The 17,009-nt window shown below is 31.4% G+C and carries 10 protein-coding genes, 12 tRNA genes, 3 rRNA genes and 1 pseudogene; all 26 read left to right on the forward strand.

Translation table 11 applies throughout. The annotated features are described in order from the left end of the window. Positions 1 to 59: 59 nt before the first annotated feature. Positions 60 to 734: pseudogene (locus tag N747_RS04075) on the forward strand (toprim domain-containing protein); the annotation flags it as partial. Positions 735 to 1,293: 559 nt separating this feature from the next. Continuing rightward, positions 1,294 to 2,400, forward strand: a complete 1,107-nt coding sequence (locus N747_RS0101620; protein ID WP_024563523.1) for a hypothetical protein — start codon at positions 1,294 to 1,296, stop codon at positions 2,398 to 2,400. A 625-nt stretch (positions 2,401 to 3,025) separates the two neighbouring features. Further along, a complete protein-coding gene (locus tag N747_RS04080) occupies positions 3,026 to 3,178 on the forward strand; it encodes a hypothetical protein (protein ID WP_240992302.1) in 153 nt (50 codons plus the stop codon). 697 nt (positions 3,179 to 3,875) lie between these two features. Continuing rightward, on the forward strand, positions 3,876 to 4,460 hold the full coding sequence (locus N747_RS0101630) for a hypothetical protein (RefSeq protein ID WP_024563524.1): 585 nt from the start codon (positions 3,876 to 3,878) through the stop codon (positions 4,458 to 4,460). Positions 4,461 to 5,174: 714 nt separating this feature from the next. Continuing rightward, positions 5,175 to 6,707 (forward strand): 16S ribosomal RNA (locus N747_RS0101640). Positions 6,708 to 6,813: 106 nt separating this feature from the next. Beyond that, positions 6,814 to 6,890: transfer RNA gene (locus N747_RS0101645), tRNA-Ile, on the forward strand. A 64-nt stretch (positions 6,891 to 6,954) separates the two neighbouring features. Next, positions 6,955 to 9,819 (forward strand): 23S ribosomal RNA (locus N747_RS0101650). A gap of 35 nt (positions 9,820 to 9,854) precedes the next feature. Further along, positions 9,855 to 9,963: ribosomal RNA gene (rrf, locus tag N747_RS0101655) — 5S ribosomal RNA — on the forward strand. Together the 16S, 23S and 5S rRNA genes with 12 tRNA genes alongside form the textbook arrangement of a ribosomal RNA operon. Positions 9,964 to 9,988: 25 nt before the next feature. Then, positions 9,989 to 10,064, forward strand: a tRNA-Val gene (locus N747_RS0101660). A 52-nt stretch (positions 10,065 to 10,116) separates the two neighbouring features. Next, positions 10,117 to 10,192 (forward strand) — tRNA-Thr (locus N747_RS0101665). Between the two features lie 7 nt (positions 10,193 to 10,199). Continuing rightward, positions 10,200 to 10,275, forward strand: a tRNA-Lys gene (locus tag N747_RS0101670). Positions 10,276 to 10,337: 62 nt separating this feature from the next. Continuing rightward, positions 10,338 to 10,424, forward strand: a tRNA-Leu gene (locus N747_RS0101675). A gap of 6 nt (positions 10,425 to 10,430) precedes the next feature. Then, positions 10,431 to 10,506 (forward strand) — tRNA-Ala (locus N747_RS0101680). Positions 10,507 to 10,544: 38 nt separating this feature from the next. Then, a tRNA-Met gene (locus tag N747_RS0101685) sits at positions 10,545 to 10,621 on the forward strand. Position 10,622: 1 nt separating this feature from the next. Next, positions 10,623 to 10,699 (forward strand) — tRNA-Ile (locus N747_RS0101690). A 7-nt stretch (positions 10,700 to 10,706) separates the two neighbouring features. Continuing rightward, positions 10,707 to 10,797, forward strand: a tRNA-Ser gene (locus N747_RS0101695). A gap of 17 nt (positions 10,798 to 10,814) precedes the next feature. Then, positions 10,815 to 10,891: transfer RNA gene (locus N747_RS0101700), tRNA-Met, on the forward strand. Between the two features lie 5 nt (positions 10,892 to 10,896). Further along, positions 10,897 to 10,972, forward strand: a tRNA-Asp gene (locus tag N747_RS0101705). A 2-nt stretch (positions 10,973 to 10,974) separates the two neighbouring features. After that, positions 10,975 to 11,050: transfer RNA gene (locus N747_RS0101710), tRNA-Phe, on the forward strand. Positions 11,051 to 12,646: 1,596 nt separating this feature from the next. Next, the gene (locus N747_RS03445) at positions 12,647 to 13,003 is read left to right on the forward strand and encodes a DUF2963 domain-containing protein (protein WP_024563527.1); all 357 of its coding nucleotides are present in this window, start codon (positions 12,647 to 12,649) and stop codon (positions 13,001 to 13,003) included. A 164-nt stretch (positions 13,004 to 13,167) separates the two neighbouring features. Continuing rightward, positions 13,168 to 13,641: a DUF2963 domain-containing protein gene (locus N747_RS03650; RefSeq protein ID WP_024563528.1), complete on the forward strand. Its 474-nt coding sequence runs from the start codon at positions 13,168 to 13,170 to the stop codon at positions 13,639 to 13,641. Between the two features lie 480 nt (positions 13,642 to 14,121). Continuing rightward, positions 14,122 to 14,436: a single-stranded DNA-binding protein gene (locus N747_RS0101740; protein ID WP_024563530.1), complete on the forward strand. Its 315-nt coding sequence runs from the start codon at positions 14,122 to 14,124 to the stop codon at positions 14,434 to 14,436. Positions 14,437 to 14,487: 51 nt separating this feature from the next. Further along, on the forward strand, positions 14,488 to 14,691 hold the full coding sequence (locus tag N747_RS04085) for a hypothetical protein (RefSeq protein ID WP_240992303.1): 204 nt from the start codon (positions 14,488 to 14,490) through the stop codon (positions 14,689 to 14,691). 364 nt (positions 14,692 to 15,055) lie between these two features. Beyond that, positions 15,056 to 15,601, forward strand: coding sequence for a hypothetical protein (locus tag N747_RS04090; protein ID WP_240992304.1), 546 nt, complete (start codon positions 15,056 to 15,058; stop codon positions 15,599 to 15,601). A gap of 66 nt (positions 15,602 to 15,667) precedes the next feature. After that, positions 15,668 to 16,057, forward strand: a complete 390-nt coding sequence (locus N747_RS0101750; RefSeq protein ID WP_024563531.1) for a hypothetical protein — start codon at positions 15,668 to 15,670, stop codon at positions 16,055 to 16,057. 93 nt (positions 16,058 to 16,150) lie between these two features. Next, positions 16,151 to 16,621 carry a DUF2963 domain-containing protein gene (locus tag N747_RS03655; RefSeq protein WP_024563532.1) on the forward strand — a complete coding sequence of 157 codons (471 nt, stop codon included), beginning with the start codon at positions 16,151 to 16,153 and terminating at the stop codon, positions 16,619 to 16,621. The last annotated feature ends 388 nt before the right edge of the window (positions 16,622 to 17,009 follow it).

A 17,009-nucleotide genomic window follows, 5' to 3' on the forward strand; every position in this document is an offset into this window, starting at 1 on the left:
AGGAGCAAAGTAAATGAATTTTCAAGAAAAAAATAAAACATATTCAAATCAACTTCCTTATGTCAATTTTATTAAAAAAATTAAATATAATATTACCAAACTTCAACACCAAATATCGTTTCCCTTGTCCCATTCCATCAAGGCCAAAATCCTACTTGTTGTCATTTAACTTTAGATAATAAAATTCATTGTTGGAAATGATGTCGGGATTATGATATTGTTGATGTTTACAAAGAAATGCAAGGAATCAAAACTTTCAATAATGTCCTCGAAAAAATTAATAAATTTATGCAAAAACTCAAGAATTTAAAAACTTAATCCAACAACAAAATTCAAACCCTAATATTTCTTACAAACCTTTTAAATATCAATTCCACACCAATAAAATCAACAAACCAATCGATGAAAAAAGAAATTAATGCTAAAAAAACACAATTATTTAAAGGAATATCACTTTTATTCAATTAAATTAGAGATTATTCAATTATTTATTAACAACTAACCACAAAAACGAACCCCACCTAGGATTATAATATTTAACCAAAAAAAGAAAATTAACTCTAGAAACCATTAAAGAATTTAAATTAAGTTATGCCCTATTATCTGATAAACTTTTATCTTTTCGTCTAGTAAATCATTGTAAAAAGCAAAATATTGATACAACAAAATTAGTTGAATATGGCTTTATCATCAGCAATTATTTGGTTGTTAAAAGAAAAGAAAAAACAAATCAATAAAATAAAAAATCACCTATTCTTTCAAGTTTTTAGAAAAAGTTATCGTTCCTTCAAATAAATATATTGAGTATACATGGCAAAATAAATCAAAGGATAACATATAGAGGTCCTAGATATCATTTTTAGTCTTAGATATCATTTAGTCTAAAAAGAGACTTTTTCTCAAAAAGGGTTTGATCATGTTTTTAATCTTTCTGAAGATGAAACTATTTTTCAAATATCTATTAATTTACAAGAACGTGTTTATGTTATAATTATTAGTAAACATTTTATTATTATTCCCTATAATTCACAATATAAAAGAGAAATACAAAGAAAAAATAAATTATTTGAATAATATTACTATTAAGATCAGCTTAAAAGCTTATCTTTTTTATTATATTTCCCAAAATACCTTACCCTTCAAAATTTTTGCATTTTTTTATTTTTTAATGTATAATATAATTAATGGCATTTTATTAATTCTTCAAAACACTACTCTCATTAATAACATTAATAATATGCTATTTTTTTTTTATATTTGTATAAAAATAAAGAAAGGTGGATAATAACAAAAATGCTAACAGACACAGTCAATAAAAAAACAAATCATTTAGTATATGTATTATCTTTATTAAGTTTATTTTTTGCTTTTAATATTATTAATAGTAATGTTGTTTGGGGAGACAAATCACCCAAAGAAGAGGCAGCTGAAAAAGCCTCCGACCAATCTGATACTACAGTAACTCCAAATCCAAATGAAAATGCAGGAAATGAAAATCAAGATCAAACTACTCCAGCAGAAGAGGCAGCTGAAAAAGCCTCCGACCAATCTGATACTACAGTAACTCCAAATCCAAATGAAAATGCAGGAAATGAAAATCAAGATCAAACTACTCCAGCTCCAACACCTGAACAACTAGAAGCAAAAAAAGCCAATGTTAAAGCCGCTTTTAAAGAATTAACTCAAGAATTATTAGAAAAAAAAGTAGGAAAAAAATTTAATACAGCAGATAAAGATTTTGTTCTTTCCCAATTTTTGGCAAAAGATAAAACCGCATTAACGAATCAATTAGAATTAATTCCTTCATTTAAAACGGCTGTTGATGAATTGGATGCAACAGTTACTAAAGAAGAAGTTAAACAAAAATTAAATGAAGTGTTAGAACAAAACGCTGTTCAAACCACCGTTGAAACATTTTTAGATAGTCTTTTTGATGAAACATTTTATCAAAATTTATTTAACGCTAAAGCAGATTTGTTTGTACAAGATACAGATAAAGAAGCAATTGTTCAAAAATTTCAACAAACTTTTTTAACAGACAATAATAAAATGTTAACAATTCCTCTTGGAGAAGTAGTTAAAGTTTTGCTTCAAGCTGAAGTTGATAAATTAGGATTAACTTCAACTGAAAAAACTCAAGTCGAAGTTCAATTAACTGAAACTTTAAACAAAGGCAAATTTACTGAAACCCTTAAACAAACAGCTCAAACTGCTAAAGAAAAAGTTCAAAATAACAATAAAGTTAAAGTTGAAACTACCAAACCTACACAAATTACAACTGAAGAAAAAGAAACTAAAGGTGCTACTACAAAAGAAGTTTTAGTATATGTTTGTTTAGTATTACTTGTTTTTTTCTCAGCTGTAGGAACATTTCTTTACGTTAAAAAACAAAATAAATAATAATTTAATATCTTTATAATAGAAAACTACCATTTGGTAGTTTTCTATTATTATAAGTTTGGTGTGAATAAAAAAATATTTTAATAAATTAATTTAACAGTTTTGCAAGTTATTTTAAAGGCAAAAAATTTATTTATTAAATAAGTTTATTTAAGTATCTTTTTTATGTTATATTATAGTTAATGGTAAATTAAATTTGTTATAATAAAAAATAAAAGTAAAGGATTTACATTATCTCGTTTATGCAAGACAGCAATATTATTGGGTATATACGAAAAAATAAAAAAAATTCTAAGATTTAATTTAATTCATATTTGCTTTTGGTCTTGGGCATTAATACATCTTTATATTTTTGAATTAATAGATTCTTAATAAAACTAAAAATAAAGAAATAAAAAAAGATATTCACAAAGAAACACTTACTATAGGAACTATGAATATGCCTCCTTTATCTTTTCAAGGAAAATTTTCAAGGAAAAAGATGTTACTATTGGTTCTGATATTTAACATTTTATAGAGATTTAGAAATATTTAGTTTATAAATTAGATATTGAAGTCTATAATGGAGTTGAAGGATTAACAACAACTCTAAATAAAAAACAAGTAGATTTTTATAATTGTTTCTATGAACAATACTCCTGCACGTAATAAAGTTGTTGATGTGATTGATTATTTAAAATCAACTGCAAGCATTTTAATTAAAGAAAAAGATAAACCTTTTTTGATAAATTTAAAATTCAAAATGTATAAAACTAAGGAAAGATATTTTTTAAAATAAAAGATATTTAATTAGCAGAAAATGAAAAAATAAATTTAATAATTATATAAAGAAGTGTTTTTTATGAACAAATAGAAAAAGCACCTTTTAAAGACAAAAACTTTCTTCAATATTTCAAAACTACAAAAACACTTACAGGACATCAATTAACAACTATTGAAGATTCTACTGTTTGTGTTAATAAAGTTAAAAGTGAAGCAGCTAATGGTTTTATTACTTATACTCCAGTTGCTAAAGGTATTGCAGAAAGCGATGAAACAGGCGAACTTACCACATTAGAATTTGTAGATGATGAATTTGCAGAACCTGCCTTTGAGCTTTTTGGTATTTTTCATTAGACAAGCACAACACAAGCCCACAAAGTATCAAAAGCCGAATTTGAAGAAGCAGTTAAAGCGGTTTTAGGAAAAGGAACATTAGACTAACAAAGTAAAAAATACAATGTTTTTTGATAAAGCTGTTAAAGCATATAAAGATATGAGATAAAAAACTAATTCTATTGCTTGGGATACGTTTATTCCTTATTTTTTTATTGTAAGTATAATTTATTTAATCTTAGTAACCTTAACTAATTATATTAATAAAAAGACTAAAAATTATCATAATCAATTAGTTAAATAAATAACCCACCAAACCCCACACAAACAATTAACTTTTAATATTAAGAAAGTAATCTAAAAATAAGGAGATATTAAAATTGAGAATTATACCTTATGAACTTTATCCTTATGCCTCTGATCTTGCTTTATGCGCTTTAAGAAAAGAGTTTGGTATGTATGATCATTGTTTAAATACTTGCAAAAATAATAAAGCTATGCAACCTTTTTTAGATATGAAAAGAAATTATTTTTATTTATCATTTGATTTGTGGGTATTAGAGATGCAACAAAGAAAACATTATATTAATAGTTTTCATTTGTTTTATGCCAATAAACATAAATATTTCCTTATTAACACTGATTTTATTTTGATATTGGAGTGTTGTATTCAATGGGAAATAAAAGGATTTACACCTTATAACACTTCTTTATCTTGGTTTTTGGTGGCATTAAAATGTTTAGAAAAACAACAACAAGAAGCAAAATCTCAACCCAACCCTAACCCCAACTTTGTACTAACTCCATCCACTAATTATTATCTAGATTTTTGCATTTATCAAAAGTTATTATTTTGGTACAAACAAACCTTTATGCAAGCCAACAAAAAAGGAAATCTAAAACCTAAAAAACTCAACATGGAAGAAGTGAAAAACTATTTCCAAACAAAACTAAAACACATATAGGCTTTCAAAGTAGTAATAATCCATCAATGGATTTTTTTTATTTTTAAGATTATTTATTTGTATAAAGAAATGCAAAAGTTAGAAAAAAACAACAAAACGAACCAAACACTTTTTATTAAAAATTATAACACCTCCTTTTTTGATCTTTTTTTTAATAACAAATTTTTCATCGATATCGCAAAACATTTACAAAAAAATATAATTTTTACAAAATTTAACAAAAGTATTTTTTTTACTTGTTAAATCCTAAAATGTTTGTTATAATATTATAGTAATTATGTTGTGTATTTTTGAAGCGCAATTTCGACAGACTAAATTTGCCGGAATAAATTTTAAAACCACCCTAACATTTGCCATTTATTTTAGCAATTATTTTGCCGAATTTCAATTATTTTTTAATTTTGAAAAAAAACAACAAAACATTTGCTATTTATTTTTTTATGTGATATAATAAAAAAGGTATTGCGATTTTATTTGCTTTGAAAAATTTTTGAAAGCAACAACAACAACTTTTAATTATTTTTTAATTATTTGTAACTTGTTAAATTGCATATTTTAATTATTTATTTTTAATTTATTTTTTCACAAATTTTTACCAAAACTACCTTAATCTTTGAAAACTGAAGATGATAATGAATAAATATTTTTAATTATTTTTTAACACCTTAAAATTGATACCAAAAAAGCAATTTTTGATGCATCATTTTTTTGTAACATACGAAGAGTTTGATCCTGGCTCAGGATTAACGCTGGCGGCGTGCCTAATACATGCAAGTCGAACGGAAGTTTAAGCAATTAAACTTTAGTGGCGAACGGGTGAGTAACGCGTAAGCAATCTGCCCCTAAGACGAGGATAACAGTTGGAAACGACTGCTAAGACTGGATAGGAGACAAGAAGGCATCTTTTTGTTTTTAAAAGACCTAGCAATAGGTATGCTTAGGGAGGAGCTTGCGTCACATTAGTTAGTTGGTGGGGTAAAGGCTTACCAAGACTATGATGTGTAGCCGGGCTGAGAGGTTGAACGGCCACATTGGGACTGAGACACGGCCCAAACTCCTACGGGAGGCAGCAGTAGGGAATTTTCGGCAATGGAGGAAACTCTGACCGAGCAACGCCGCGTGAACGATGAAGTATTTCGGTACGTAAAGTTCTTTTATTAGGGAAGAATAAATGATGGAAAAATCATTCTGACGGTACCTAATGAATAAGCCCCGGCTAACTATGTGCCAGCAGCCGCGGTAATACATAGGGGGCAAGCGTTATCCGGAATTATTGGGCGTAAAGGGTGCGTAGGCGGTTAAATAAGTTTATGGTCTAAGTGCAATGCTTAACATTGTGATGCTATAAAAACTGTTTAGCTAGAGTAAGATAGAGGCAAGTGGAATTCCATGTGTAGTGGTAAAATGCGTAAATATATGGAGGAACACCAGTAGCGAAGGCGGCTTGCTGGGTCTTTACTGACGCTGAGGCACGAAAGCGTGGGGAGCAAACAGGATTAGATACCCTGGTAGTCCACGCCGTAAACGATGAGTACTAAATGTTGGGTAAAACCAGTGTTGAAGTTAACACATTAAGTACTCCGCCTGAGTAGTACGTACGCAAGTATGAAACTTAAAGGAATTGACGGGACTCCGCACAAGCGGTGGATCATGTTGTTTAATTCGAAGGTACCCGAAAAACCTCACCAGGTCTTGACATGCTTCTGCAAAGCTGTAGAAACACAGTGGAGGTTATCAGTTGCACAGGTGGTGCATGGTTGTCGTCAGCTCGTGTCGTGAGATGTTGGGTTAAGTCCCGCAACGAGCGCAACCCTTATTGTTAGTTGCCAGCACGTAATGGTGGGGACTTTAGCAAGACTGCCAGTGATAAATTGGAGGAAGGTGGGGACGACGTCAAATCATCATGCCCCTTATGACCTGGGCTACAAACGTGATACAATGGCTGTTACAAAGGGTAGCTGAAACGCAAGTTTTTGGCGAATCTCAAAAAAACAGTCTCAGTTCGGATTGAAGTCTGCAACTCGACTTCATGAAGTTGGAATCGCTAGTAATCGCGAATCAGCATGTCGCGGTGAATACGTTCTCGGGGTTTGTACACACCGCCCGTCAAACCACGAAAGTTGGCAATACCCAAAGCCGGTGGCTTAACTTCGCAAGAAGAGGGAACCGTCTAAGGTAGGGTCGATGATTGGGGTTAAGTCGTAACAAGGTATCCCTACCGGAAGGTGGGGATGGATCACCTCCTTTCTAAGGAAACAATTATCATCTTCAGTTTTGAGAGACTTAAGAAAGTTTTTCATTATAACTTGCTTGCAAATTGCATTTGCAACATTTTATATCTTTTTAAGATTAAGGGCCTATAGCTCAGTTGGTTAGAGCACACGCCTGATAAGCGTGAGGTCGGTGGTTCAAGTCCATTTAGGCCCACCATAACCAAAAATAGGCAAAATCTTAAAAAGCTCTTTGAAAAGTAGATAAACGAAGGTTAAAAAAAATCAAAGGAACTAAGGGCGCACAGTGGATGCCTTGGCACTAAGAGCCGATGAAGGACGCAATTAACGGCGAAACGCCACGGGAAGCTGTAAATAAGTGAAGATCCGTGGGTCTCCGAATGGGAAAACCCATTACATTGAAGATGTAATATTCTTCTAATACGATTTATCTTGTTAGAAGAAAGGAAACGCGGCGAACTGAAATATCTAAGTAACCGCAGGAAAAGAAAGTAATAACGATTCTGGTAGTAGTGACGAGCGAACCCGGAACAGCCTAATACCATTTCTAGTTACAAAATTTTAACAAAGTAGAAGCTTTTGGAAAGAAGCACCAAAGAAGGTGACAGTCCCGTAAACGTAAGTTAAAATCTAGGGTATTAATAAGTACGGCGAGACACGAGAAATCTTGTCGGAAGATGGGAGGACCATCTCCTAAGGCTAAATACTTCTTAGTGACCGATAGTGAACTAGTACCGTGAGGGAAAGGTGAAAAGAACCCCGAAAGGGGAGTGAAATAGATCCTGAAACTGTGTGCCTACAATTAGTCAAAGCACGTTAATGTGTAATGGCTTGCCTTTTGCAGAATGAACCGGCGAGTTATGATATGTAGCAAGGTTAAGTTTTAAGGAACGGAGCCGTAGCGAAAGCGAGTCTTAATAGGGCGTTTAGTTGCATGTCATAGACCCGAAACTGAAGTGAGCTAGCCATGAGCAGGTTGAAGTTTAGGTAAAACTAAATGGAGGACCGAACCAGGACACGTTGAAAAGTGTTTGGATGACTTGTGGCTAGGGGTGAAATTCCAATCGAACTCAGAGATAGCTGGTTCTCCCCGAAATAGCTTTAGGGCTAGCGTTGATTTAGTAATTTGGTGAAGGTAGAGCACTGAATGAGTAAGGGCTCCACCTCGGGGTACCGAACTCAATCAAACTCCGAATGTTACCAAATAAAATCAGCAGTCAGACTGTGGGTGATAAGGTCCATGGTCAAAAGGGAAAGAGCCCAGACCGTCAGCTAAGGTCCCAAAATTGATGTTAAGTGGCAAAGGAAGTGAAGACGTTTAAACAACTAGGAGGTTGGCTTAGAAGCAGCCATCCTTTAAAGAGTGCGTAATAGCTCACTAGTCGAATGACTCTGCGCCGAAAATGTATCGGGGCTAAAACATCATACCGAAGCTACGGATTCAAATAACTTATTAGTTATTTGAATGGTAGGGGAAGCGTTCTGACATCAGTGAAGCCATAGCGGAAGCAGTGGTGGAGAGGTCAGAAGTGAGAATGCCGGTGTAAGTAACGAAAAGATAGGTGAGAATCCTATCCGTCAAAAACCCAAGGTTTCCAGGGCCAGGTTCGTCCTCCCTGGGTTAGTCGGGTCCTAAGGTGAGGGAGAAATCCGTAATCGATGGCAAGCAGGCTGAGATTCCTGCACTAGTTAATCAACTGACGGAGGGACAAAGCAGGCTAAACACGCCCCTTATTGGATTGGGGTAGAAAAACTAAGTCTGAGAAGACAGGCAAATCCGTTTTCTCATTTAAAGACAAGGTTTGAAAGTAAAGTGATTGATGTCATACTTTCAAGAAAAGCTTCTAGGGCTAATTGATTAACTACCCGTACCGCAAACCGACACAGGTGGGTAGGTAGAGTATACTAAGACGCGCGAGCAAACTCTTGTTAAGGAACTCGGCAAAATTACTCCGTAACTTAGGGATAAGGAGAGCTTTTATTAAAACTAAAAGCCGCAGATAATAGGCCCAAGCGACTGTTTATCAAAAACATAGGTCTCTGCTAAACCGTAAGGTGATGTATAGGGGCTGATGCCTGCCCGGTGCTGGAAGATTAAAAGGAGATGTCAGGCAACGAAGCATTGAATTGAAGTCCCAGTAAACGGCGGCCGTAACTATAACGGTCCTAAGGTAGCGAAATTCCTTGTCGGGTAAGTTCCGACCCGCACGAAAGGCATAACGATTTGGGCGCTGTCTCAACAAGAGCCTCGGTGAAATCAAATTACCGGTGAAAATGCCGGTTACCCGCGACAGGACGAAAAGACCCCATGGAGCTTTACTGCAACTTAATATTGAAATTGGAAATAAGATGTACAGGATAGGTGGGAAACTGTGAGAGAAAAACGCTAGTTTTTCTGGAGTTGTCCTTGGGATACCACCCTTGTTATTTTTAGTTTCTAACCTGCACATGTGTAATGTGAGGGACATTGTTTGGTGGGCAGTTTGACTGGGGCGGTCGCCTCCTAAAGAGTAACGGAGGCGTTCGAAGGTTCCCTCAAAATGGTTGGAAATCATTTGTAGAGCATAAAGGCACAAGGGAGCTTGACTGCAAGACTTACAAGTCGAGCAGGGACGAAAGTCGGACTTAGTGATCTTACGGTACCGAATGGAAGGGCCGTGACTCAACGGATAAAAGCTACCCTGGGGATAACAGGCTTATCGCTTCCAAGCGTTCACAGCGACGAAGCGGTTTGGCACCTCGATGTCGGCTCATCGCATCCTGGAGCTGGAGAAGGTTCCAAGGGTTGGGCTGTTCGCCCATTAAAGCGGAACGCGAGCTGGGTTCAGAACGTCGTGAGACAGTTCGGTCTCTATCCGTCGTGGGCGTTGGAAATTTGAAAGGAACTGTCCCTAGTATGAGAAGACCGGGATGGATATACCGCTGGTGTTTCAGTTGGTTCGCCAGAGCCATAGCTGAGTAGCTATGTATAGAAGGGATAAACACTGAAAGCATCTAAGTGTGAAGCCTCCCTTAAGATGAGATTTCCCTATGAGGTCCCTGAAAGACTATCAGGTGGATAGGCTAGAGGTGTAAGAAGAGTGATCTTTTCAGCTGACTAGTACTAATAGACCCATTGACTTTGTTTTTTTAAATACCAACGTTTATCTAGTTTTGAAAGATCCTTGGTGCATAAAACTAAGGGGCAACACCTGTTCCCATCCCGAACACAGCAGTTAAGTCCTTAGTACTGACAATAGTTCTTTATTGAGCGAAGATATGGAGTGCCAAGGTTTGCTTTATAAAAAAGAATAAAAAAGAGGATTAGCTCAGTTGGGAGAGCGTCTGCCTTACAAGCAGAATGTCGGGGGTTCAAGTCCCTCATCCTCTACCAAAAAATTACTATCTTTTTTATTCTTTTTTTATAGAAAAACAATAATTTTATTGCCAAAATAGCTCAATAGGTAGAGCAACTGATTTGTAATCAGTAGGTTACGGGTTCGATTCCTGTTTTTGGCACCACTTTATTGTCCCGTTAGCTCAGCTGGTAGAGCACTTGACTTTTAATCAAGGTGTCGAAGGTTCGACTCCTTCACGGGATACCACTTTTTATTAACCTTTTTTCTTTTTTTATTTTTATGTAAAAATAAAAAATGTTTATATGTTTGCCTGGATGGTGGAATCGGTAGACACGTGGGACTTAAAATCCCATGGTTTTATAGCCGTGTCGGTTCAAGTCCGACTCCAGGTACCATTTTTTGGGGCTTTAGCTCAGCTGGAAGAGCATCTGTCTTGCACACAGAAGGTCAGCGGTTCGATCCCGCTAAGCTCCACCATAAAAACATTAACATTAATATATTAATTTTAAAATGATGGCGGTGTAGCTCAGCTGGCGAGAGTGTACGGTTCATACCCGTGAGGTCGAGGGTTCGAATCCCTCTGCCGCTACCATGGACCTGTAGCTCAGCTGGTCAGAGCTACCGGCTCATAACCGGTTGGTCGTAGGTTCGAATCCTACCGGGTCCACCATTTTTTTGGAGGAATACCCAAGTCCGGTTGAAGGGGTCAGTCTTGAAAACTGAGAGGTCCGAAAGGACGCGGGGGTTCGAATCCCTCTTCCTCCGCCATTAATTAAATATTATACCGCGGGGTAGAGCAGTTTGGTAGCTCGTCGGGCTCATAATCCGAAGGTCATAGGTTCGAATCCTATCCCCGCAACCAAAAATGGTCCGGTAGTGTAGTGGTTAACATGCTTGCCTGTCACGCAGGAGATCGCGGGTTCAAGTCCCGTCCGGACCGCCATAGGCTCTGTAGCTCAGTCGGTAGAGCAGTGGCCTGAAGAGCCTCGTGTCGACAGTTCGATTCTGTCCGGAGCCACCATATTATTTTCTGATTTTATTTTTTTAACTATATCTTTCTTAAGCCAAATAAACAAATGAGTAGCCCCAAAAAGGCTACTTTTATCTTTTTATATCGTTTTTTATTAAATATCATGTTCCTAATAAATTAATTTAAAAGCAATTTTAGTTACGCTCATTTATAATAATAATAATGCTTTAAATAATGAAATTGATTTTCAATACCGAAAAAGAACCCCCTCCTAAAGATTTTTTATTAGCTTATTTTGATGGAGTAACAAGAGATGGAAAAAATAATATTTATAATTTAGATACTTTAGTATTTTCATATATGTCCCTGAAAAATTATATTAAGTATAAAAATATTCAAAGACGAGCAGAGCGAACTAGGCGGCCAGCCGTTACAACGTTAGAATATCTATTACAATCCTCCTATAACCTCCTATAAAGTCCCCTTTAGGGGATTTAGGGGGTTTTTTATTTATAATCAAATTCGCTAGTGTTTTCCTTAATGTATCCGTCAAACTCTATACTAAAAGGTAAATGTGTAGAAAATTTTTAATTTTATTAGGTATTTACTTACTTTTACGCGCAGGGGGTATAACATTGCCCCCTGCGCTTCCTATTGTTTTACTAGGTTTTTTATAGGGACAGATTGGGGACACATTTGAATGTGTCCCCCTTTTTTGTAATCCTTCTCTCGCGCCTTTGCCGTGAGCATCGGTAAATGAGTAGCGAGAACGAACCAACCGCCTTTGCGTTAAGACGTAAAGGAGTAGGTTGGAGAGTCCATAGTGAAAATATCAAAATTAAATAATATTTTTACAACTTATTATTTTTTGTTATAATATAAGTGTATTGACTAAGATATCAACAATAAGTCTTAATTTTTAAAGCAAATAAATGTTAAAATAATTAATGATCCCTATTATATATGTTCGTTGTAGTCCATATATGATATGTAGGGTCATTTTTGTTATATTAAGCACACATCAAAAAATTATATAAATATCATGAAAGGATGCATTTATATGCAAACATCTATTTTAAACATAGATCTATTTATTTCAAAAATAAATTACTATGCTATTCTTATTATATCATTCTTTAAAACCACTTTCAACAACATAATTGCCATTAAAGATGTTGATTTTCATTTAGGCAATATATCAAATAGTTCAGGCATAATCATTCAATTTATTTATCTATCTTCTATATTTTAATTTTTCTTACTTTTTTAGTTTTTATAGGTTCTATTTTTAACATTATAAAAACAATAATAAAATGGATTTTATTTCCATTTAAATTAATTATTTTAATTATTTATAAATTTTTAAATATTTTATTTATCCCTAGATCATCTATTAAACAATTAACTCCAATATTTGGGATTAATAAATATCATTTATATAAATTAAAAAAAAATATCTGATTTAGAATATAAAATTAATTTACAAAAAAACAAAATGTTATTAAACAAGTTGAAAATAAATATCAAAAAAGAGGTTAAATTATGCAAACCAATAATCAAACAAAATCAAAAAATAAAATCTTCATAATTTGGGGATAATTTATCAGTGGAGTTATTCTGGTTATTTTAATAATTTTATTATTAGCTATGAAACCAAAATCAATAATTACCAACAAAACAATTCCTCAACAAGAACAACAAAACCCATTACTTAAATATCCTCCAAAAACAACATATTACAATGACGGAAAATCAATTCAATCTATTAAAGAATACGATCAACAAACAGGTAAATTAATTAAAGAAACTGAATATTTTAGAAATGGAAATATCTTTTGTTTAAGTGAATATCATAAAGAAACAGGTAAATTATTTAAAGAAACTATTTGGGATTTAGTCGGATTTATTAATCAAATTACAGAATATAATCAAGACACAGGTAAATTAATTAAAACAACATACTTTAATCGTGACGGAACTATTAAAGAAATTATAAATCTTTAACTCCTTCAATTACAAAAACAATTAACTCCAATATTTGGGATTAATAAATATCATTTATATAAATTAAAAAAAAGATATCTGATTTAGAATATAAACTTAATTTACAAAAAAGACAAAATGTTAATTAAACCAGTTGAAAATAAATATCAAAAAGGGGTTCAATTATGCAAACTAATAATCAAAAAAAATTAAAAAATAAAATCTTCATTATTTGGGGTTTATTTATAAGTGGAGTTATTCTGGTTATTTTAATAATTTTATTATTAGCTATGAACCCCCAACTTAAAACTGATACTCAAAATCAACCTACTTTAACCTCTAAAACTAACTCCCAACAAGAACAAGAAACCTATAATAGGATTGTTAAAGAAACCCAAAAAGAAATAGATAAACAAACCCAATTACAAGTTCAAACTCCATCACTTAAATATCCTCCCGAAATTGATTATTTTAACGATGGTAAAATAATTAGAAGCATTAAGGAATATGATCAAAATACAGGTATTATGACTAAATTAACTTGTTTTTACGATGATGGAAAGATAATTAGACAAATTGATGAATACAATGGTTTCAATTTGATTAAAGAAACTTTTTTTAACCCCGAAGGAACTATTAAAGAAACAAAAACTTATTAATGATGAACACAAAAAGAAAAATTATATTAATAATTTGGATTATATTCATATCAATTATTCTTTTAATCCTGTTATTCCTTTTAAGTTTAAGATTACCTAAATTACGTAAAACAAAAAATAATAAAAATGAAAATGAAGCCAAAACCCAATCTCAATATCAAACTCAATATATTTATGATACAAATAAAATTAATAATATAATAAAGTAATTAATTAAGTTAAAACAATTAAAAGAATTAAACCAAAAAACAAAAACAAACCCAAGAACAACATCATTTACAAGAACATTTTCAATTTAACCCACAATTAGATACAATACTATCAAATAATTATAATATTAATGAAAAAGATGCTAATAGAATCCCTGCATTAGGTCTTATAGGGTTAGCTTTACCACCTCTCGGGGTTTTTGCTACTGCTACGTCTGTAATAGCTTTCTTACCTTTGTTGGTTTAATCAAAAAAAGAAAAGAGAAATCAAATGTTAAATAAAGTACAATTAATCGGTAATATCACTCATGATCTAGAACAACAATATATTAATACTAATGAAGGTCAAATCCCTAAAATTAATTTCCAATTAGCAGTTAACTTTAAAGATACAACCCAATTTATTCCTTGTGTTGTTTTTCGTAATCAAGCCGAAAACATGGATAAATATCTACATAAAGGTTCAAAAGTATATGTAGAAGGTTATTTATCAATTGAAAGATATACTAATAATGAGGGTGAAAATAAAACCTCAACTAAAGTTATGGTTCAAAAAGTTATCTTTTTAGATAATAAAAATCAATAAAATAAAGGCCCCTTATTAAATTAGGGGCTTTAGATAGAAAGAAGTATATCAATGAAAAAAACTAAATTTAGATTACAAACAAAAGATAGTGTTATAACTTACTCAAAATGTCCTTTAGGTAAAGATAAAATCCATAATCATATCAAACAATTAATGATATCTAAAAAAAAAGAAATCTCATATATCATTTCAAATACCGAAAACCATCAAGACCATAAAGAAATTCATACTCATGTTCTTTTTTCAATTAACTAAAAATACTGAAATCAAAAATCAAAGATTCTTTGACATCGAAAAAAACTAACTCTCAACAAGAACTGCCCGTGATATCGAAAAATCAATTGACTATATAAAAAAAGATGGTGACTTCATTGAAGAAGGCACCCCAAGGCATAAAAAATATGTTCGTCAAAATCAAAAAGAAGAACGTAAACAATTAATCTATGATGAAATAGATAGATTAAAAGATGAATATTATCATGATGAAAAATTAACTTTATTTCAAGTTAAAAAATCTCTTGATAATTTTATTAAAAATCTAGACCGTGATTTTTATTACGAGCAAATAGACTTAATTGAAAAAATCCTAAAAAAAAAATTCATCAAACAATCAGAAGATTTGATTGAAGAACTTGAAAACGAAACTGAATCATTTTTTAGTTTTAATACTTTTAAAAATAACAATAATACTCATGAAATTACAATGGCTATAAAGGAAGAGATGAATTCCAACCATCGTCCTAAATCCATTGTAATTGAGGGGTCTAGTAAACTTGGTAAAACCGAGTTTATAATTAGTTATTTAAATAATCAACGAGTACAATTTAATTATATCAGGGGTTCATTAGATTTTAAAAAAAATAGCTATAATGATAGATTTAAAATTGATGTTTATGATGATATTAGCATATCTGATATTAGACGTGCTGGTTTGTTAAAAAATATTATCGGAGGTCAAAGAGGATTTATAGTTGATGTTAAATATTCTCCTAAAAGAAAATTATCTGGCAATAAATTATCTATCTTTTTATGTAATGAAGATATTAGTTTTTCAGAATGGTGTAAACTAGAAGAATCTTGTGGTGGTAAAGAACATAAATATATTAAAAAAAATTGTATCTTTATAAATGTAGATGATAAGTTATATCATGAAAAAATTAACTAATAAAATATTTATAATTATTATGTTTTTTACAATTTATAAAATTAAAGTTAGGAAGGTATTTTTAATATGTATTTAAGTTTAAAAAAAATAAAATTTAGTTCTAAATTTTATTTAATTATTTTTATTTTTATTTATTTATTAGTAAATTTTTATAAAACAAATTTAGTTTTTGCTGAAGAACAACAAGATTTAATATTAAAAAAAAGTAATTATTCCGAAATGATTGATATTAAAATTTTAGACAAATATTCAGAAACAGAAAATGAAATGAAAGAAATTATAGAATCATTTAAAAAAATTAAACATAGAATAAGAATAATACAAAAAAGAACACAACAAAATATATATAAACTAATGTTTTTATCAAAAAAAATTAATATTTTAGAAAAGAATAATAAAAATTTAGAAGATGAAAATAAAAAATTAAGAGAAAAAATTGATTGTCTTAATAAATAACTTTTAAATAATTAAATATTAAAATCTTTTTTCTGTTAAAGCCTGCATGTTTTTTTTGTAGATAATTAAAATTATAAAAAAAGAGACTAAATTATGCAAACTAATAATCAAAAAAAATTAAAAAATAAAATCTTTATTATTTGGGGTTTATTTATCAGTGGAGTTATTTTTGTGATAACTATTCTCTTTTTGTTAATTTTAAAACCAACAATATCAAATTTAAAAAAACAAGAACCATTATCTAATGTTAAAACTAAAACCCAACAAGAACAAGAAAATTATAATAGAATTATTAATAAAATTGAAAAAGAAGTTGATGAATTAACACAACAACCAGAACAAACCTCATCACTTAAATATCCTCCAAAAACAACATATTACGGTGACGGAAAAAAAATTAAATGTATAGACGAATATAATCAAGAATCAGGTAAATTAATTAAAGCAATTGAATATTATGAAAATGGGAATATCTTATTAGTTGAGGAATATCAAAAAGGGTTTTTAAGCAAAGCAACTTACTTTAACCTCGACGGAACTATTAAAGAAATCATAAATTATTAATAATGAATAAATAAAAATAAGTCCCTAATTATTACACCCCTTCGATAAACAAATTAAAAAATTACAAGAAGAAATCAAATCTTTACGAAAAAAATAATTAAAACTAACCAAATATAATACTCAAGTAAACAAAAAAATACATCTTTTATGGACTAAACGGATTAGGCAAAGGCAAACCACCAAGAATATGAACCAAACACCTCGCGCCCCCTTCATCAAAAAACCTTTCGACAAAATGTGGAACAAACTAATCTTCTACCCCATACACTTGGCGATGATCTCGGTTATTTCCCCACACAAAAAAATATAAAGACTCACAATTTGATGATTGTAGATCTCATGAACTACTCTATAACTCAACTACAAAAATAAATAAAAAAAGACTCTA

The sequence above is a fragment of the Candidatus Phytoplasma tritici genome (genome assembly GCF_000495255.1).
Taxonomy (GTDB): Bacteria; Bacillota_I; Bacilli_A; order Acholeplasmatales; family Acholeplasmataceae; genus Phytoplasma; species Phytoplasma tritici.